General features: G+C 70.7%; 18 protein-coding genes. 10 read left to right on the top strand and 8 right to left on the bottom strand.

Features of this window, described 5'->3' with window-relative positions:
• Positions 1-65: 65 nt before the first annotated feature.
• Positions 66-455 carry a winged helix-turn-helix transcriptional regulator gene (locus AC6H2I_RS01360; RefSeq protein WP_497498723.1) on the bottom strand — a complete coding sequence of 130 codons (390 nt, stop codon included), beginning with the start codon at positions 453-455 and terminating at the stop codon, positions 66-68.
• A 183-nt stretch (positions 456-638) separates the two neighbouring features.
• On the opposite strand from AC6H2I_RS01360, the gene AC6H2I_RS01355 reads away from it, so the two are divergent.
• Positions 639-1,382, top strand: a complete 744-nt coding sequence (locus AC6H2I_RS01355; RefSeq protein WP_497498722.1) for an SDR family NAD(P)-dependent oxidoreductase — start codon at positions 639-641, stop codon at positions 1,380-1,382.
• A gap of 266 nt (positions 1,383-1,648) precedes the next feature.
• On the opposite strand, the gene AC6H2I_RS01350 is transcribed toward AC6H2I_RS01355, so the two are convergent.
• The 3 genes from AC6H2I_RS01350 to AC6H2I_RS01340 form a co-directional block, all read right to left on the bottom strand.
• A complete protein-coding gene (locus AC6H2I_RS01350; RefSeq protein ID WP_497498721.1) occupies positions 1,649-1,861 on the bottom strand; it encodes a hypothetical protein in 213 nt (70 codons plus the stop codon).
• Between the two features lie 26 nt (positions 1,862-1,887).
• Positions 1,888-2,868: a DUF4424 family protein gene (locus tag AC6H2I_RS01345; protein ID WP_497498720.1), complete on the bottom strand. Its 981-nt coding sequence runs from the start codon at positions 2,866-2,868 to the stop codon at positions 1,888-1,890.
• 88 nt (positions 2,869-2,956) lie between these two features.
• Positions 2,957-4,492 carry a YifB family Mg chelatase-like AAA ATPase gene (locus AC6H2I_RS01340; RefSeq protein ID WP_497498719.1) on the bottom strand — a complete coding sequence of 512 codons (1,536 nt, stop codon included), beginning with the start codon at positions 4,490-4,492 and terminating at the stop codon, positions 2,957-2,959.
• A gap of 262 nt (positions 4,493-4,754) precedes the next feature.
• On the opposite strand from AC6H2I_RS01340, the gene AC6H2I_RS01335 reads away from it, so the two are divergent.
• The 9 genes from AC6H2I_RS01335 (at position 4,755) to phoB (ending at position 15,588) form a co-directional block, all read left to right on the top strand.
• Positions 4,755-6,440, top strand: a complete 1,686-nt coding sequence (locus tag AC6H2I_RS01335) for a methyl-accepting chemotaxis protein (protein WP_497498718.1) — start codon at positions 4,755-4,757, stop codon at positions 6,438-6,440.
• Positions 6,441-6,604: 164 nt separating this feature from the next.
• Entirely contained in the window at positions 6,605-7,351 is a 747-nt protein-coding gene (locus AC6H2I_RS01330) for a creatininase family protein (protein ID WP_497498716.1), read from the top strand.
• A gap of 227 nt (positions 7,352-7,578) precedes the next feature.
• Entirely contained in the window at positions 7,579-9,159 is a 1,581-nt protein-coding gene (locus AC6H2I_RS01325; RefSeq protein ID WP_497498715.1) for an ATP-binding protein, read from the top strand.
• A 190-nt stretch (positions 9,160-9,349) separates the two neighbouring features.
• On the top strand, positions 9,350-10,390 hold the full coding sequence (locus tag AC6H2I_RS01320; protein WP_497498714.1) for a PstS family phosphate ABC transporter substrate-binding protein: 1,041 nt from the start codon (positions 9,350-9,352) through the stop codon (positions 10,388-10,390).
• A 95-nt stretch (positions 10,391-10,485) separates the two neighbouring features.
• On the top strand, positions 10,486-11,868 hold the full coding sequence (gene pstC / locus AC6H2I_RS01315; protein ID WP_497498712.1) for a phosphate ABC transporter permease subunit PstC: 1,383 nt from the start codon (positions 10,486-10,488) through the stop codon (positions 11,866-11,868).
• The gene (gene pstA / locus AC6H2I_RS01310; protein WP_497498711.1) at positions 11,861-13,192 is read left to right on the top strand and encodes a phosphate ABC transporter permease PstA; all 1,332 of its coding nucleotides are present in this window, start codon (positions 11,861-11,863) and stop codon (positions 13,190-13,192) included. Before pstC ends, pstA begins: the two co-directional genes overlap by 8 nt.
• Positions 13,193-13,233: 41 nt before the next feature.
• The gene (gene pstB / locus AC6H2I_RS01305; protein ID WP_497499004.1) at positions 13,234-14,013 is read left to right on the top strand and encodes a phosphate ABC transporter ATP-binding protein PstB; all 780 of its coding nucleotides are present in this window, start codon (positions 13,234-13,236) and stop codon (positions 14,011-14,013) included.
• Positions 14,014-14,114: 101 nt separating this feature from the next.
• Positions 14,115-14,840 carry a phosphate signaling complex protein PhoU gene (gene phoU / locus AC6H2I_RS01300; RefSeq protein ID WP_497498709.1) on the top strand — a complete coding sequence of 242 codons (726 nt, stop codon included), beginning with the start codon at positions 14,115-14,117 and terminating at the stop codon, positions 14,838-14,840.
• 43 nt (positions 14,841-14,883) lie between these two features.
• Complete coding sequence (phoB, locus tag AC6H2I_RS01295) at positions 14,884-15,588, top strand: phosphate regulon transcriptional regulator PhoB (RefSeq protein WP_497499003.1); 705 nt, start codon at positions 14,884-14,886, stop codon at positions 15,586-15,588.
• A gap of 104 nt (positions 15,589-15,692) precedes the next feature.
• Here the strand turns inward: phoB and AC6H2I_RS01290 are convergent, their stop codons facing one another.
• The 4 genes from AC6H2I_RS01290 to AC6H2I_RS01275 all read right to left on the bottom strand — a co-directional run bounded on the left by AC6H2I_RS01290 (position 15,693) and on the right by AC6H2I_RS01275 (position 18,098).
• Positions 15,693-15,950 (bottom strand): hypothetical protein, encoded by a 258-nt coding sequence (locus AC6H2I_RS01290; RefSeq protein ID WP_497498708.1) that lies wholly within the window; start codon positions 15,948-15,950, stop codon positions 15,693-15,695.
• Positions 15,951-15,962: 12 nt separating this feature from the next.
• Positions 15,963-16,403 (bottom strand): DsrE family protein, encoded by a 441-nt coding sequence (locus AC6H2I_RS01285; RefSeq protein WP_497498706.1) that lies wholly within the window; start codon positions 16,401-16,403, stop codon positions 15,963-15,965.
• Between the two features lie 22 nt (positions 16,404-16,425).
• A complete protein-coding gene (locus AC6H2I_RS01280; protein ID WP_497498705.1) occupies positions 16,426-17,214 on the bottom strand; it encodes a HesA/MoeB/ThiF family protein in 789 nt (262 codons plus the stop codon).
• Positions 17,215-17,288: 74 nt separating this feature from the next.
• The gene (locus AC6H2I_RS01275) at positions 17,289-18,098 is read right to left on the bottom strand and encodes a hypothetical protein (RefSeq protein WP_497498703.1); all 810 of its coding nucleotides are present in this window, start codon (positions 18,096-18,098) and stop codon (positions 17,289-17,291) included.
• Positions 18,099-18,148: the final 50 nt, after the last annotated feature.

Here is an 18,148-nt window from a genome sequence, read left to right as displayed (position 1 = left end):
CGGCATCGGGTGGTTTGCCGACCGTCCGCGTCCGGGCCAACGGCGTGGGGAGCGGACGCGGCCACCTATGATTGGCGCGCGCGGTCGTACGTGGCCGACGCGGCCTCCAGTGTCCGCTCATGCGCCAACGCCCAGGCGCACAGAGCCTGGAACGGTTCACGAAGGGAGTGGCCCACCGACGTGATCGCGTATTCCACGCCAATCGGGCTCGTCGGGAGTACGGTCCGGGTGACGAGGCCGTTGCGCTCCAGCCGCTTCAACGCATCAGCCAAGGTCTTGTGGGTTATGCCATTGAGCCGACGCTTGATTTCGTTGAAGCGGGCGGGGTGAGGGCACAGCACCGTCAGGATCATGATCGTCCACTTGTCGGCGATCTGGTCGAGCACGGGCCGGATGCGTGGCACGTCCAGCATGGCCTGCCGCGAGAGCGCCTCAAGTTCGGTATCCTCGGCCATATCTACGCTGCTCCAGGTGCGTTCTTGATAGCAGATATCCATCGTATATTATGAGCGGCATCGCAAGGTCGAGGAGGCATGGATCGTGACGATCCGAAGCCGGTTCATTCCCGCCGATCGCGATCACCCAATCATCGCCACCCAAAGGCGAGACAACCTCCCAGTTCCATTCAAGGTACTTAGATGAAAAAGCGATTCGAAGATAAAGTCGTTGTAATCACCGGAGGCAGCGACGGCATCGGCCTGGCAACAGCCAAACTCTTCGCGGAGGAAGGCGGCCAAGTCTACGTCACCGGACGTCGGCAGGACATGCTCGATGAAGCGTCGACGCATATCGGCCACGGAGCAATCGGCGTACAAGGGGACGTAACCAACCCCGGCGACATGACCAGGCTCTACGAGCTTGTCGAGCGCAACCACGGCAAGGTCGACGTCGTGTTCGCCAACGCGGGCATTCATGAAGTTGTCCCACTCGAAGCGATCGACGAATCCCACTTCGACTCCCTGTTCGGCATAAACGTGAAAGGCATGATCTTCACCGTCCAGAAGGCGCTGCCGCTGATGAGCAGCGGAGGCGCGATCATCCTCAACGGATCGGTCGCCGGCTCCAAGGGCATCCCGGGTCAGTCGCTCTACAACGCGAGCAAGGCGGCGGTTCGCTCGTTCGCCCGAAGCTGGACGACGGACCTCAAGGAGCGGGGCATTCGCGTGAACGTCGTGTCGCCGGGTGGCACCGAGACACGCATGATCCGCAGCTATCTCGACACACGACCGGGAGCGGAAGACGTGTTGAATGCCGGGGTTCCGCTTGGACGACTGGGGCAACCGGATGAGGTGGCGCGCGCGGTGCTCTTCCTGGCATCCGGGGACAGCAGCTTCGTGGCTGGTCATGAACTCTTCGTGGACGGTGGCGTCGCCGCGGTCTGAGGACAAGGCAAACCAAGGTCGTGGCTGTTGATGGCCGCAACCGCCATCGAACCGGAACACGGATCCGGAGGGCCGCGACTCCGTCTGCGTCTTCGCCGAGCCGCCGTTCGAGCCGAAGCTGGTCGCCACCATCGCGGAGGGCACCGGGACCCGCACCGGGGTGCGCGACGGTCCCGACCTCTACCCCACCCGGATGCGGGGCATGGCGGCGTCGCTGGTGGGGTGCTTGGGCGCCGGAACGGGTGGTGTCGAGGGGCGCGGCCGGCTCAGCCGCGGGCGAACCACACCACCAGCCGCAACCCCAGGACGACGACTCCGCTGGCGACGATGGCCATCACCGCGTCGCCCCCGTCCATCGCGGTGCCGGTCCACAGCATCCAGCCCACGGCCCCCAGGCCGATCAGCAGGCCGATGAAGAACCAGCGCATCAGGCTGTTGACGATCAGCAGCTCCCACAACGCCTCGATCAGGTCGGTCATCGGGTCCTCACGGCATGGCCGCGGCCTCACTCGGCCGGCGGCGGTTCGACCAGCATGATGCGCAGATCGCCGTCCGGCCGGAAGGCGTCGCGTTCCCAGGTCCAGGTGGTCGGGCCGGTGCGCCGCAGCCCGTCGAGGCAGACCGACAGCACGCGGTCCGCCCGGCCCTGGTCGATGGTCAGGCGGAAGCGGCCGATCGGGCCGGCCCAGTTGGCGCCGGTGCCGAGCACGTAGTCGATCAGGGTGGCGCGGGCCGCGCCGTGCGGCTCCAGCAGGGGCGCCACGGCGCGCCGCCGCTCGGCATCCAGGCAGTGGGCCCGCCACGGCCCGCCCTCCACCAGATCCTCCGGCAGCACCCAGTCGCCGCCGACCACCGGGACGTAGCGGTGCTCCACCACCAGGGGACGGCGCGACGGGAACACCTGGGTCCAGACATAGGCGGTGCGCAGCGTCCATTGGGGGGCGTGGTCGCCCATCTCGCCCGGCCCCAGGGCTCCGGCCGCCGTCAGCGCCGCGCGCGCCGACTCCGGCAGCACCTCCACCACCTCGTCGATGGCGGGATGGCGGTGGAACTGCGACAGGGGAATCCGGTGGCGCCGCAGCAGCCCCGTCACCTCGCGGTCGCCGACGAAGGCCCGGGCGACCAGCTCCGCCGCGACCGGCGCGCCGTCCACCGTGACCGTGAAGCCGACGAAGTTGTCCGCCGGCAGCCCCTCGGCCGGGATCATCATGCGGTCGGACGCGTGGTCGACGTCGGGCAGCGGGAAGGCGACCAGCGACTCGACCGGCCGGTCGGTCCGGTTCTCGAAGACGTAGCGCACGCGGATCGCGTCGGACGCGATGGCCAGGTCTTCCGACAGGATGGCGACGTCGGCGGAGCTGCGGAACTCCAGCCCACCGGCCGCGCCGACCGCCATGGTGTCGTTGGCCGCCGCCGGGGCCGCCGCCGGGGCCGCCGCCAGCCATGCCGCGACAAGACCCAGCCCCGCACCGCGCATCGTGACCATCGCCGTTTCCACCCGTTGCCGTCGCGGCCATGGTGCCACGGCGGCGGGCGCGGCGACAGGCCCCGTCACCGCTCCCTCACCGTCCCCCTCACCGCCCTGGGGCCATGCGGCGGTAGCTCAGCGCCTCGGCGACGTGGAGGCGGCGCACGCCGTCGGCACCGTCGAGGTCGGCCAGGGTGCGGGCCACCCGCATCACCCGGTGGTAGCCGCGGGCCGACAGCTTCAGCCGCTCCGCCGCCTCCGCCAGCAGGGCGCGGCCGGGCGCGTCGGGGGCGGCCACCGCCTCCAGCACCTCGCCGTCGGCGTCGGCGTTGGTGCGCAGGGGCCGGGTGCCGGGCTGTGCGCCCAGCGCCGCGTAGCGCCCGGCCTGGACGGCGCGGGCGGCGGCGACCCGGGCCGCCACCGCGGCGCTGCCCTCGGCCGGCGGCGGCAGGGTGAGGTCGGCGGCCGACACCGCCGGCACGTCGATGTGCAGGTCGATGCGGTCGAACAGCGGGCCGGAGATCTTCGACTGGTACTCCGCGGCGCATTTGGGGGCCCGGGCGCAGGCCAGGCCGGGGTCGTCGAGGTGGCCGCAGCGGCACGGGTTCATCGCTGCGACGAGCTGCACCCGGGCGGGGTAGGTGACGTGGGCGTTGGCCCGGCTGACCGTGGAGTGGCCGGTCTCCAGCGGCTGGCGCAGCGCCTCCAGGGTCGGCCGCGGGAACTCCGGCAGCTCGTCGAGGAACAGCACGCCGGTGTGGGCCAGCGAGATCTCGCCGGGCCGGGCGCGCGCGCCGCCGCCCACCAGGGCCGGCAGCGAGGCGCTGTGGTGCGGGTCGCGGAACGGGCGCCGGGTCAGCAGCTTGCCGTCGGCGAGGCGGCCGGCGACGGAGTGGATCATCGACACCTCCAGCGCCTCCGCCGGGTCGAGCGGCGGCAGCAGGCCGGGCAGGCGGGCCGCCAGCATCGACTTGCCCGACCCCGGCGGGCCGATCATCAGCAGGTTGTGCGCGCCGGCCGCCGCCACCTCCAGGGCCCGCTTGGCGGTCTCCTGCCCCTTGATGTCGCGCAGGTCCGGGGCGGTGCGCGGGTCGACCTCCTGCAGGCGCGGCCGCGGCGCGCCGAGCACCTGGGTTCCCTTGAAATGGTTGACCAGGGCCAGCAGGCTCGGCGGCGCCAGCACCTCCAGATCCGCCCCGGCCCACGCCGCCTCGCCACCGCACGCCTCGGGGCAGATCAGCCCGCGCCCGCCGGCCAGGGCGTTGATCGCCGCCGGCAGCACCCCGGCCACCGCGGTCACCGCGCCGTCCAGCGCCAGTTCGCCCAGGGCGCTGAAGCGGCCGATCTCGTCGCCGGGCAGCACGCCCATGATGGTCAGCAGGCCCAGCGCGATCGGCAGGTCGAAATGGCTGCCCTCCTTCTGCACGTCGGCCGGCGCCAGGTTCACGGTGATGCGCTTGGCGGGAAGCGCCAGCCCCAGGGCGTGCAGCGCGGCGCGCACCCGCTCCCGGCTCTCGCCCACCGCCTTGTCCGGCAGCCCGACCACCGTGAAGGCGACGATGCCGCCGGACATCTGCACCTGGACGTCGATGTCCATGACCTCGATGCCCTGGAACGCCACCGTGTTCACCCGTGCAACCACGCCGCACCGTCCATCGCTCGCCTGCACGCGAGTGTATGGGCTCGGACCCGGCTTTGCCAGCGCGCACGCACCGTGCGCCCATCCGCCGGCCGCCCCCCGATCGCACAATCTTCGAAATAATCCCCAGAAATATTATTTCAATCGGCCGTAATAATCCTGCTGTGTACTTCATTAATACGCAGTTCATCTTCCTGTGAGACACACAGTACATGGACCCGGCAATCGGGCGTCTGGGCGAAATCGAACAAAGAGGGTGCCGACCGTGCGATCACCGTTCCACAGCATCAACAGCCACATCGCCGTTGTCCCGATCATCGCCCTGGTCGCGCTGGCCGTCATCGGCGCCCTGTCGATCCGCACCATCAGCACCGTCACCATCGACGAGCACCGGGCGCGCGCCCGCGTCGTCGTCGAGGCGGCGGCGAAGATCGTCGAAAGCCTGGAGGCCAAGGCCGCGGCCGGGGCCTTGGGCGACGAGGCGGCCCAGGAGGTCGCCAAGGAGGCGCTGCGGGCGATCCGCTTCGACGGCTCCGAGTACGTGATGGCCCGCACCGTCGACGGCGTCATCGTCGCCCACGGCGTCAACAAGGCGCGCGAGGGCCAGGGGTCGCTCGACGAGACGGACACCGCCGGCAACCACTTCAGCCGCGACATGATCACGGCGGCGCAGGCCGGCGGCGGCTTCACGGAGTATCTCTGGGCCAAGGCCAAGGGCGGCGACCCCGTGCGCAAATCCGCCTACGCCCTGAAGACGCCGCGCTGGAACTGGGTGATCGGCGCCGGCGTCTACCTCGACGACGTCGAGGCGGACGCCTGGGACAACACCGTCCTCACCGCCAGCATCCTGGTCGCGCTCGGGCTGGTCACCTTCGGCGCCGCCATGTGGCTCGGCCGGCGGATCACCCGGCCGATCCTGGACCTGACGTCGTGCACCAACCGGCTGGCCGACGGCGACCTGTCGGTCGCCATCCCCGGAGTCGGGCGCCGCGACGAGATCGGCACCATGGCCCAGGCCGTCGCCGTGCTGAAGGAGCGCTCGGCCGAGGCGGCGCGCCTGGCCGGCGAGCAGGAGCGTCTGAAGGCGGACGCGGCGCGCGAGCGCCAGCAGGCGATGCACCGCCTGGCCGACGGGTTCGAGACCACCGTCAAGGTCGTGGTGGAGACCATCGCCTCCTCGGCGGCCGCCATGGAGACCTCGGCCACCTCCCTGTCGGCCTCGGCCGGGCAGGCCAACGGCGAGACGATGGCGGCGGCCGACGCGGCCGAGCAGACCAGCGCCAACGTCAGCACCGTGGCCTCGGCCACCGAGGAGCTGTCGGCGTCGATCCAGGAGATCTCCCGCCAGGTCGTCCATTCCTCCCAGATCGCGTCCGAAGCGGTCTCGGGGGCCGAGCGTGCCAACGCCGCCATGGTCAAGCTGGCCGATTCGGCGCGGCGGGTCGGCGACATCGTGGCCCTGATCAGCGGCATCGCCGGCCAGACCAACCTGCTGGCGCTCAACGCCACCATCGAGGCGGCGCGCGCCGGCGAGGCCGGCAAGGGCTTCGCGGTGGTCGCCAGCGAGGTCAAGGCGCTGGCCACCCAGACCGCCCGCGCCACCGAGGAGATCCAGTCCACGGTGACGGAGATCCAGTCCATGACCGGCACCGCGGTCAGCGCCATCGAGGGCGTCGGCGGCACGGTGTCGCGGATGAACGAGATCACCGCGACCGTGGCGGCCGCGGTGGAGCAGCAGGGAGCCGCCACCCGGGAGATCTCCGGCAACGTCCAGCAGGCCTCCGACGGCACCCGCCGGGTGGCCGGCAGCGTCGACGCCGCCCACAAGGCGGTGGGGGAGACCTCGGGCATCGCCGCGGCGGTGCAGAGCGCCGCGGGAACCCTGTCGCAGGAGGCCGAGCGGCTGCGCACCGAGGTGGCCGGCTTCCTCAGCGGCGTGCGCGCCGCCTGAGCCGCCAGCGGCGTGCCCGCCGCCTGAGCCGCCAGCGGCGTGCCCGCCGCCTGAGCCGCCAGCGGCGGGCGGCTGCACCACCTTTCGGCCCCGCCACGGTGGCGGGGGCGGCGGGCACGCCCTATGTTCCCCGGGACGACACCGTTGATCGAGGGGATGGACCCGTGCTGTTGGCGCTGTGCACCTGGGCCGAGGTCGAGGCCTATCTGAAGACGTCCACGGGCATCATCCTGCCCATCGGCTCCATCGAGCAGCACGGCCCCAACGGCCTGATCGGCACCGACGCGATCTGCGCCGAGGCCATCGCCCACCGCGTCGGGGAGGCCGCCTCGGCGATGGTGGGGCCGACCATCCCGGTGGGCATGGCGGTCCACCACATGGACTTCCCCGGGTCCATGACCCTCAAGCCGTCCACCCTGATGGCCGTTCTGCGGGACTATGTCGGCGCGCTGGCCGAGCACGGCTTCGAGCGGTTCCTCTTCGTCAACGGCCATGGCGGCAACGTCGCCACGCTGCGCGCCGCCTTCTACGAGATCTACGCCGACCAGCGCGCCCGGCTCGGTGCCGCCGCCCCGGCGCTGCGCTGCCAGTTCGTCAACTGGTGGGACAACCCGGCGGTGGGCGCCCTGTCGAAGGACCTGTTCGGCAGCGCCGAAGGCTCCCACGCGACGCCGTCGGAGGTCTCGGTGACGCAGCACCTGCACCCCGAGGCGATCAAGGCGGTGGGCATGGAGCCTCACGTGGCGCCGTCCGGCGGCTTCTACGACGCCCGCGATTTCCGCCGCCGCTATCCCGACGGGCGCATCGGCTCCGCCCCGTCGCTGGCGCGCCCGGAGCACGGCGCCCGGCTGATCGACGCCGCCGTGCAGGCGATCGCCGCCCAGTACCGCACCTTCCTGGCGCAGGGCTGACGCGTTTCCGGCGCGCAGGGGCCGGCGCCGTCCCGGCGCGCAGGGGCCGGCGCCGTCCCGGCGCGCAGGGGCCGGCGCCGTCCCGGCGCGCAGGGGCCGGCGCCGTCCCGGCGCGCAGAGGCCGGTGCCGTCCCGGCACCCGCATGAATCTTTCGTGACGCACTCACCGGACGCGCCGTGTTGGTGTAGATCTACGGATCTCGATCCGACCTGCCACGACGATGCCCATGGGACCCGCGGCCTCACCGACCTTGCGCCAGCTTCTCGGCGCCGCCGCCGTGCTGGTGTTGGCGGCCGCGGCGCTCTGGCTGCTCGGCGATGCCGGCACGACTCCGGCGGTGGCCATCGCCGTGGCCGCGGCGGCGGTGGCGCTCGCCCTGGCGGTGCTTCGCCGGACCGCCCGCGACAGCGCCGCCGTGACGGCATGGCTGGACCGTCTGGCGGCGGGCGAGGACGCGCCGCCGCCGCCGGCCGGGGGCGGTGGCGGGGCGCGCGGCCTGGTCGGCCCGGTGACCCGGCTGCACCGCGCCATGGAGGCGCGATGCGAGCAGGCGCAGCTTCTGCTGGACGTCGACGAATCGATCCTCGACGCGCTGCACGACCCGTTGATCCTGGTGGACGGCACGCGGAAGGTGCAGCGCGCCAACGCGGCGGCGCGCGGCCTGTTCGGCGAGCGCATGGTGGAGCGTGACCTCGCCGCCTCGCTGCGCACCCCGTCGGTGCTGGAATCCGTCGACGCGGTGCTGGGCGGGGCGGCGTCGCGCACGGTGGAGTTCTCCCTGCCGGTGCCGGTGGAGCGGATGTTCGAGCTGCGGGTGAAGCCCTTCCAGAGGCGGACCGCCCCGGGCGCCGCCGAGGCGATGCGGCCGGGAGGCGGGCCGGCGGGTGGGCCGGGGCCGACCGGGCGCATGGTCATCCTGACGCTCCACGACATCACCGCGTTGCGGCGCTCCGAGCAGATGCGCGCCGACTTCATCGCCAACGCCAGCCACGAGCTGCGCACCCCGCTGTCCAGCCTGCTCGGCTTCATCGAAACCCTGCGCGGGCCGGCGCGCGACGATCCCGAAGCGCACGACCGCTTCCTCGGCATCATGCACGACCAGGCCAGCCGCATGGCCCGGCTGGTCCAGGACCTGCTGTCGCTGTCGCGGATCGAACTGGACGAGCACATGCCGCCGTCCGACCGCGTCGACGTGGTGGAGCGCGTGCAGGGGGTGCTCGACGCCTTCGAGCTGAAGGCCGCGGCGCGGCGCATCGCGCTGCGCCTCGAGGCGCCGGAGACGCTGCCCGAGGTGATCGGCGACGCCGACCAGCTGACCCAGGTGTTCCAGAACCTGGTGGGCAACGCCATCAAATACGCGCGGTCCGACACCGCCGTGACGGTGACCGCCGCGGTCACCGACGGCGCGATGGTCGGTGCGGCCGCCGGCGGGCCGCCCGGCCAGGTCCGGCGCGCCGTGCGCGGGCCGGCGCGCCTGGTGGCGGTGTCGGTCACCGATCGCGGCGAAGGGATCGCCCGCACCCACCTGCCGCGGTTGACGGAGCGGTTCTACCGCGTCGACGCGGCGCGCTCGCGGGCGATGGGCGGCACCGGCCTGGGACTGGCCATCGTCAAGCACATCCTGAACCGGCACCGGGCCCGCCTGACCATCGAAAGCGAGGTGGGGGTGGGCAGCACCTTCACCGTCTACCTGCCGGCCGCGGACGCCGCCCCGGCCACCCAGGCGTCCTCCCAGCCGGCCCCGGCCCCCTCGCCGGCCCCGCCGCCGCCCGGTCCGGCCCGGCGGGTCGGCAGCGACGCCGCCTGACGGCCCGGCCGACCCACCCGGGCATCACCCCCCCCCGCGCGCTGTCACGAAACCGTCATCAAAACGCAATAAGGTGGTCGCGAACGGCGTCTAACGTCCGCGCCAATCGTAGACGGGCCCATCCCGTCGCGACGTTGCGGGCTCTGAAGGGCCCCACCTCAAGGCAAACCGGTTTTCAGGAGGGATCATCGTGATCACCAAGAAGCTCGCCCTCACGGCCGTCGCGGTCGTGGCCGTCGCCGCCGCCGCGGGTGCCGCCAACGCGCAGTCGCGCGACCAGATCCGCGTCGTCGGCTCCTCGACGGTGTTCCCGTTCACCACCGCCGTCGCCGAGACCTTCGGCAAGACCGGCGGCTTCAAGACCCCGGTCGTCGAGTCCACCGGCTCGGGCGGCGGTCTGAAGCTGTTCTGCGCCGGCGTCGGCCCGTCCCACCCGGACATGACCAATTCCTCGCGCCGGATCAAGAAGTCCGAGGTCGAGCAGTGCGCCGCCAACGGCGTCACCGAGGTCACCGAGCTGAAGGTCGGCTTCGACGGCATCGTGCTGGCGTCGTCCAAGGACGCCAAGCACATGGACGTCACCCGCGAGCAGCTGTGGAAGGCGCTGGCCAAGCAGGTGCCGGTCGACGGCAAGATGGTCGAGAACCCCTACCAGAAGTGGTCGGACGTCGATCCCAGCCTGCCCAACAAGGAGATCGAGGTGCTCGGCCCGCCCCCGACCTCCGGCACCCGCGACGCCTTCACCGAGCTGGTGATGGAGCACGGCTGCGGCGAGGTCGAGGAGGTCGCCAAGCTCGTCACGGACAAGAAGGAGCTCAGCAAGGTCTGCGCCTCCATCCGTGAGGACGGCGCCTACGTCGAGGCCGGCGAGAACGACAACCTGATCGTCCAGAAGCTGGTCGCCAACTCCGACGCCTTCGGCATCTTCGGCTACAGCTTCCTCGACCAGAACAAGGACAAGCTGCAGGCCGCCAACGTCGAGAAGGTGACGCCGACCTACGAGAAGATCTCGTCGGGCGAGTACCCGGTGTCGCGTTCGCTCTACGTCTACATCAAGAACGCGCATGTCGGCGTGATCCCCGGCATCCGCGAGTTCATCGGCGAGTACACCTCCGAGCGCGCCATGGGTGAGGACGGCTACCTGGCCGACAAGGGCCTGATCGCCCTGCCGCAGGCGGCCCGCGACGAGGCCCGCTCCTCGGCGAACAACCTGACCCCGCTGAAGCTCTGATCGCGTCGCCGAAGCGGACGGCCCTGCCCAGGGCCGTCCGTTTCAGCTATATCGTTCGTTAGACCATTTTTGAAGCCGGCGACAGGCGGGTTTGCATGCAGATCACCGTTCTTCTCCTGGTGCTGGCCGGCCTGTCCGTGGCCGGCTATTACATGGGGCGCGCCTCGGCGGTGAGCTCCGTGGGCGGGCGGATCGCCGCCCTCCATTCCGTGCCCGCCTACTATGGGGCGTATCTTGCCCTCTGGGCCGGGCTGCCCGCCCTGCTGCTGTTCCTGGTGTGGAGCGCAGCGGAGAACTGGGTCGTCCTGCAGCTGGTGGTCGGCGCCCTGCCCACCGGGCTGACCGACGGCAGCGAGCAGGCCCTCAACCTCGTCAAGGCGGACATCCTCAATCTGGCCGCCGGCATCACCACCGGGCGCGAGCCCGATCCGGCGGTGCTCGCCGCTGCGGAGCATTTCAATTTCCTGCATTCGCTGGCCGACTGGATGCTGCTCGCGATGGGGGCGGCCCTGGCCGTGGCCGGCCTGGCCTACGCCCGCCAGCACATCCGCCCCGACCTGCGCGCCCGCAACCATGTGGAGCGGGTGATCAACATCTTCCTGGTGGCTTGCTCGCTGGTCGCCATCCTGACGACGCTGGGCATCGTTCTCTCGCTGGTGTTCGAGGCGATGCGCTTCTTCGCCGCCTACCCCATCCTGGACTTCCTGTTCGGCCTGCAGTGGAGCCCGCAGACGGCCATCCGCGCCGACCAGGTCGGATCCTCCGGATCGTTCGGCGCCGTGCCTCTGTTCGCCGGCACCATGCTGATCACCGTGATCGCCATGGTGGTGGCGGTGCCCGTCGGCCTGCTGGCGGCGATCTACATGTCCGAATACGCCGCGCCGCAGGTGCGCGGGGTGCTGAAGCCGGTGCTCGAGGTGCTGGCCGGCATTCCCACCGTGGTCTACGGCTTCTTCGCGGCCTTGACCATGGCCCCGCTGGTGCGCGGCCTGGGCCAGTCGCTGGGCCTCGACACCTCGTCGGAATCGGCGCTGGCCGCCGGCTTCGTCATGGGCGTGATGATCATCCCCTTCGTCAGCTCGCTGTCGGACGACGTCATCAACTCGGTGCCGCAGTCGCTGCGCGACGGCTCCTACGGGCTGGGCGCCACCAAGTCCGAAACCATCCGCCAGGTGATCCTGCCGGCGGCCCTGCCCGGCATCGTCGCCGCGGTGATGCTGGCCGTCAGCCGCGCCATCGGCGAGACGATGATCGTGACCATGGCCGCCGGCCTGGGCGCGAACCTCACCGCCAACCCGCTGGAAGCGGTGACCACCGTGACCACCCAGATCGCCACGCTCCTGGTCGGCGATCAGGAGTTCGACAGCCCGAAGACGCTGTCGGCCTTCGGGCTCGGCCTGGTCCTGTTCATCGTCACCTTGTGCCTCAATATGATCGCCCTGCGGGTGGTCCAGAAATACCGGGAGAAGTATGACTGACATGGTGGAGCAGGGCACCGGGCCGATGAGCGTCACCCGGAGCACGTCGTACTACCAGAGCGATGCGTTCGCCGCTCGGTTGCGCGCCCGTTACGCTGCGGAGCAGCGGTTCAAGGTTTACGGCGTGGCGGCGGTCGCCATGGCGGCGATCATGCTGGTGGTGCTGCTCGGCTCCATCGTCTCCAAGGGGTACAGCGCCTTCTGGCAGACCCAGGTCCGTCTGGAGATCAGCTTCGACCCGGCGGAGATCGACCCCGAGGGCACCCGCGACCCCGCCGTGATCGGCCGCGCGAACACCATGAAGCTGGTCCGCGACGCCCTGTCGGCCCAGTTCCCGGAGATCACCGGCCGCTCGGAGCGTCGCGCCCTGTCCGACGTGATGTCGTCGGGCGCCCCGTACACGCTGACCAACATGCTGCTGGAGAACCCCGACCTGATCGGGACGACGCAGACGGTGTGGCTGAACGCGTCGGACGACGTGGACCAGTTCGTCAAGGGCTTCATCCCCCGCGACGTGCCGGAGTCCCAGCGGCGCGTCAGCGACCTGCAGATCACCGCCCTCGACCGCCTGGCGGCGCAGGGCGCGGTGGAGCGCAACTTCAACACCACGCTGTTCACCGCCGGCGACTCCCGCGAGCCGGAACAGGCGGGCATCTGGGGCGCCATGGTCGGCTCGCTGCTGACGCTGGCGGTCACGCTCGGCCTGTCGGTGCCGATCGGCGTCGCCGCGGCGATCTACCTGGAGGAGTTCGCGCCGAAGAACCGGTGGACCGACATCATCGAGGTCAACATCAACAACCTCGCCGCGGTGCCGTCCATCGTCTTCGGTCTGTTGGGCCTGGCGGTGTTCCTCAACTTCTTCGGCATGCCGCGCTCGGCCCCGGTGGTCGGCGGCGTGGTGCTGGCGCTGATGACCCTGCCGACCATCATCATCGCCGGGCGCGCCGCGCTGAAGGCGGTGCCGCCGTCGATCCGCGAGGCCGCCCTCGGCGTCGGCGCGTCGCGCCTGCAGACGGTGCTGCACCATGTGCTGCCGCTGGCGATGCCGGGGGTGCTGACCGGCACCATCATCGGCATGGCCCAGGCGCTCGGTGAGACCGCGCCGCTGCTGATGATCGGCATGGTCGCCTTCATCGTCGACATCCCCGGCGGCTTCACCGACAGCGCGACGGTCCTGCCCGTCCAGATCTTCATGTGGGCCGACAGCCCGGAACGGGCCTTCGTCGAACGCACGTCGGCGGCGATCATGGTCCTTCTCGGCTTCCTCATCGCCATGAACGCCGTGGCGATCGTCCTGCGCAAACGCTTCGAGAGGCGGTGGTAATCATGAACATCCAGACGAACGTCCAGGCGAGCCCGGCCAAGATGGCGGCGAACGCCGCTCCGGCGGGCACCAAGATGGTGGCCCGCGACGTCAAGGTCTATTACGGGGCGAAGCAGGCGCTCAAAGGGATCAACATCGAGATCCTGGAACACCGGGTGCTGGCGCTGATCGGTCCGTCGGGCTGCGGCAAATCCACCTTCCTGCGCTGCCTCAACCGGATGAACGACACCATCGACAACTGCCGGGTCGAAGGGCTGATCGCGATCGACGGGGAGGACGTCTACGGCAAGAAGGTCGACGCGGTGCAGCTGCGCGCCCGGGTCGGCATGGTGTTCCAGAAGCCGAATCCGTTCCCCAAGTCGATCTACGACAACATCTCCTACGGCCCGAAGATCCACGGCCTGGCCACCCACCGCGACGAGATGGACGAGGTGGTGCAGACGTCGCTGCAGCGCGCCGGCCTGTGGAACGAGGTGAAGGACCGCCTGAAGGAGCCGGGCACCGGCCTGTCCGGCGGCCAGCAGCAGCGCCTGTGCATCGCCCGCGCGATCGCCGTCAGCCCCGAGGTGATCCTGATGGACGAGCCCTGCTCGGCCCTCGACCCGATCGCCACGGCGCACATCGAGGAGCTGATCGACGAGCTCCGCGAGAACTACACGATCGTCATCGTCACCCACAACATGCAGCAGGCGGCGCGCGTCTCGCAGAAGACGGCGTTCTTCCACCTGGGCGACATGGTGGAGTGCGACGACACCGAGGAGATCTTCACCAACCCGCGCGACGAGCGCACCCAGGGCTACATCACCGGCCGCTACGGCTGAGCGCGGCCGGCGGGCCGCCGGGACGGGGGCGGAAGACACGGCCGCCGGCAGACAAGGCGGCGGGCACGGCCGCCGCCCGGCGGCCGTTGGGGGGAAATGCCATGACCAACGAGCACATCGTCCGCTCCTTCGCCCAGGAGCTGCAACGCCTGTCAAATCTGGTGACCCAGATGGGCGGGGTTGCCGAGGCGCAGGTCGGCGCCGCGGTGAAGGCCGTGTCCCGGCGCGACGTCGGGCTGGCGGCCCAGGTGATGCAGACGGACCTGCGCCTCGACGAGTACGAGCGCGACATCGACGGCGAGGCGATCCGCCTGCTGGCGTTGCGCCAGCCGATGGCGCAGGACCTGCGGGAGATCGTCTCGGCGCTGAAGATCGCCGCGGATCTGGAGCGCATCGGCGACTACGCGGCCAACATCGCCAAGCGCTCCCTGGCGCTGGCCCAGGTTCCGGTGGTGCGCCCGGCGGCGGCCATCCCGCGCATGGGGCGGTTGGTCGAGGAGATCATGAAGGACGTGCTCGACGCCTACATCGAGCGCGACGTGGAGAAGGCGATCGCCGCCTGGCAGCGCGACGAGGAGCTGGACGACCTCTACACCAGCCTGTTCCGTGAGGTTCTCACCTACATGATGGAGGATCCGCGCAACATCACGCCGTGCGCGCATCTGCTGTTCATGGCGAAGAACCTGGAGCGGATCGGCGACCACGCCACCAACGTGGCGGAAACCATCCACTTCCTGGTGGTGGGGGAGGCCCTGATGATGGAACGGCCCAAGAACGACGCGAGCAGTTTCGCGGTCGTGACGCCGGAAGAGGCGGACGATGCTTGAGCAGACGCGGGCGCTGGACGGGCGCCGACACAGTGGGGGAGTCATGAACTCGGCGTTGAAGCCGCTGGTCCTCGTCGTCGAGGACGAAGCCGACATCGTCACTCTGCTGAAGTACAACCTGGAAAAGGAAGGCTTTCGCGCGATCTCCGCCGCCGATGGGGAAGAAGCCCTGCTGCTGGCCAACGAACAGACGCCGCACATCGTGCTGCTGGACTGGATGCTGCCGCTGATGTCGGGGCTCGAAGTGTGCCGGCAGATGCGCCGCAACCCCAAGACCCGGGACATCCCGATCATCATGCTGACGGCGCGCGGCGAGGAGGCGGATCGGGTGCGCGGCCTCAACTCAGGTGCCGACGACTACATCGCCAAGCCGTTCTCCCCGACCGAACTGGTGGCCCGCATGCGCGCCGTGCTGCGCCGCGCCGCGCCGGGTCTGGCCGAGGAGACCTTGCGCTTCGGCGACGTCATGATGGATCTGGCGGCCCACCGGGTGCGCCGCAACAACCGCGACGTCCACCTCGGCCCGACCGAGTTCCGGCTGCTGCGCCACTTCATGCAGCACCCCGGCCGCGTCTTCTCGCGTGAGCAGCTTCTCGACGTGGTGTGGGGCCACGACGTCTACGTCGAGCCGCGCACCGTCGACGTCCACATCCGCCGCCTGCGCAAGGCCCTGAACGAAGAGACCGAAGCGGACCTCATCCGCACCGTCCGCTCCGCCGGCTACGCCCTCGACATGAAGTCGACCTGAGCGCCGCTCGGCGCGCCGGTGCCGCCGGGGACACCGCCTCCGTCTTCGGACCGCCCGTTTGCCGCTGGACCCTGCCGGGTTTGCCGCTGGACCCTGCCGGGGCGTCACGCCAGCCGTGACACCGCGTCGCGCAGCACGGCGATCTTCGTCGCGAAGCGGGCGGCGTCGTCCTCGGCGATCCAGCCGATCATGATGGTGAGGGCGTGCGCCACGGCGCCGGCGAACGCCGGCCCCCGGGCGCGGGTCTCGGCGACCAGCCGGGCGAGGCCGGGCTGGTCGGCGGGGTGATCCATGGCGGCCGCGGCCACCGCCTCGAACCGGTTGGCGGCGTGGAGCACGGCGACGTCGGCGGCATCCGGCATGGTCGGCCTCCCTCAGACGAACAGGGTGGCGCCGCCGGGGGTGACCTCGTTCAGGAAGGTCACCACCCCGCCGCGCTGGACCGGGACGTCCTCGCGCAGGCGGGCGCGGTCGGCCGGCAGGCCCAGCGCCTTGAGCCCCATTTCGCAGGCCATCACCGACACCCCCAGCGCGACGCAGGCGTCCAGCAACTCCTCGAAGGTGGCGAGCCCCTGCTTGGCGAAGTAGCGGTCGCGCTCCAGCGGGCGGCTGCCGTCGTCGGCGGCGTCGAGATCGTGCCAGCCGAGAACGCCGGGCTCGTGCTCGTGCACAAGGGCCCGGAGGGCCCGCCCGGTGAAGAACAGGGTCACCCGGCGGTTGGTGGCGGCGGCGGCGCTGGCCATCACCAGCGCGTAGTGCACCCGGTCGAAACCGCCGGAAAACACCACGATCGACAGGCTGTCGGGTCCTTGCATCCCAGGCCTCCGCGGGGCGGCGTCAGTGGATGGACAGGTCGGTGATGGTGGGGTGCCGGCCGCACAGCGGGCACTCCGGATCGGGTTTCACGGCGATGCGGTGATAGCCGGCGTTGAGGGCGTCCACCATCAGGAGGCTGCCCGACAGGCTCTCGCCGATGCCCAGCAGCTCCTTCAGCACCTCGGTCGCCTGCAGGCTGCCCACCAGCCCGGCCAGAGCCCCCAGCACGCCGCCTTCCGAACAGGACGGCACCATGCCCGGCGGCGGCGGCTCGCGGAACACGCAGCGGTAGCAGGGGTGCGCACCGCCGAGATGCGCCTTGAACGTCGAGACCTGGCCGTCGAACCGCAGCATGGCCGCCGACACCAGCGGCCGCCCGGCGAAATAGCAGGCGTCGTTGAGCAGGAAGCGGGTCGCGAAGTTGTCCGACCCGTCGGCCACCAGGTCGTAGCGCCCGATCAGATCCAGCGCGTTGTCGCGCGTCAGCCGCGCCTGGTGGGCCTCCACCCGCACGTCGGGGGTGAGGGCGGCGATGCGCGCGGCGGCGCTCTCCACCTTGGGCCGGCCCAGCGATGCGGCGTCGTGGATGACCTGGCGCTGCAGGTTCGACAGGTCGACGACATCGTCGTCGATCACGCCGATGGTGCCGACGCCGGCGGCGGCGAGGTACAGCAGCAGCGGCGAGCCCAGCCCGCCCGCGCCCACCACCAGGACTCGCGACCGCAGCAGCGTCGCCTGCCCGGTGCCGCCGACCTCGGGCAGGATGATGTGGCGCGCGTACCGGTGGAGTTGGGTGTCCGTGAAATCCATGGCGCGGAGCATAGCGCAGGTCGCTGGGCGTGCCTACGGTTTCGCGGCCCACCCACTGGGGGCGGGCCCGACCCTCACGCCAGCGCGAACGTCATCTTGTAGGGCTGGCCGCTGCCGGTGGTGCCGTTGGCCTCCTCGGCGGCCCACTGCTGCAGGCGCGCCTCGCGCTCGCGCAGGATGCGGTCCATGGGCCGCTCCTCGGCCGCCGGCGTCTCCACGTCCGCCGATTTCGGCACGAAGGTCATGCGGAAGGGGATCTCCTGTCCGCCGGTGTCCTTCGGCGGGACCAGGATCACCTCGTACTGGCCGGGCTCCAGCTTGTGCGTCGTCTTCTTCAGGAAGTCGTTGTCTTCGCCGGGCTTCATGGTGTCGCCCGCCGCGACCACCTTGCCGTCCTTGCCCATGATGGCCCAGCGGCTGTAGGGCAGGGTGAAGTCGATGTTGAAGTCGCCGCCCTGGACGACGTTCAGACTGTGCTTCTGCACCCCGGGGTCGCTGCCGACGACGTCGCGCGCCGTCCCCGTCAGGGTCGCCCCCGACGCCAGCACCATCGCCGTGGACCGCTGCGACACCTCCAGCTCGTATTTGCGCCCGTTCACGCCGCGCATCTGCTGCTGGACGACCGCGGTGTAGGTGCCGGCCTCCAGCTTGGCGCTGGCGGTCGCGATGTCCTCGGCGGACTTCGCGTCGACGATCACCTCGTTGCGGCTGTTGACGATCTGGACGCTGGTGTAGGAGTTGTTGAGCTTGAAGTTGAACTCGCCGGGCTTCGACACGGAGAACTGGCGGTAGTCGGTCGACAGCCCGCCGCGCCCCAGCTCGCTGGTGGCGCCGGAGAGCCGGAAGAACTTCCAATCCGACGCGTTGGGGATGGATACGCCCATGGCCGCCCACTCCTTAGCCGAGTTGCCCGGATCGTCACCCGGCCGCAATC

This window comes from Azospirillum sp. NS33 (genome assembly GCF_059703765.1).
The sequence above is the reverse complement of the archived record's forward strand: the minus strand, read 5'-3'. Positions and strand labels throughout refer to the sequence as shown.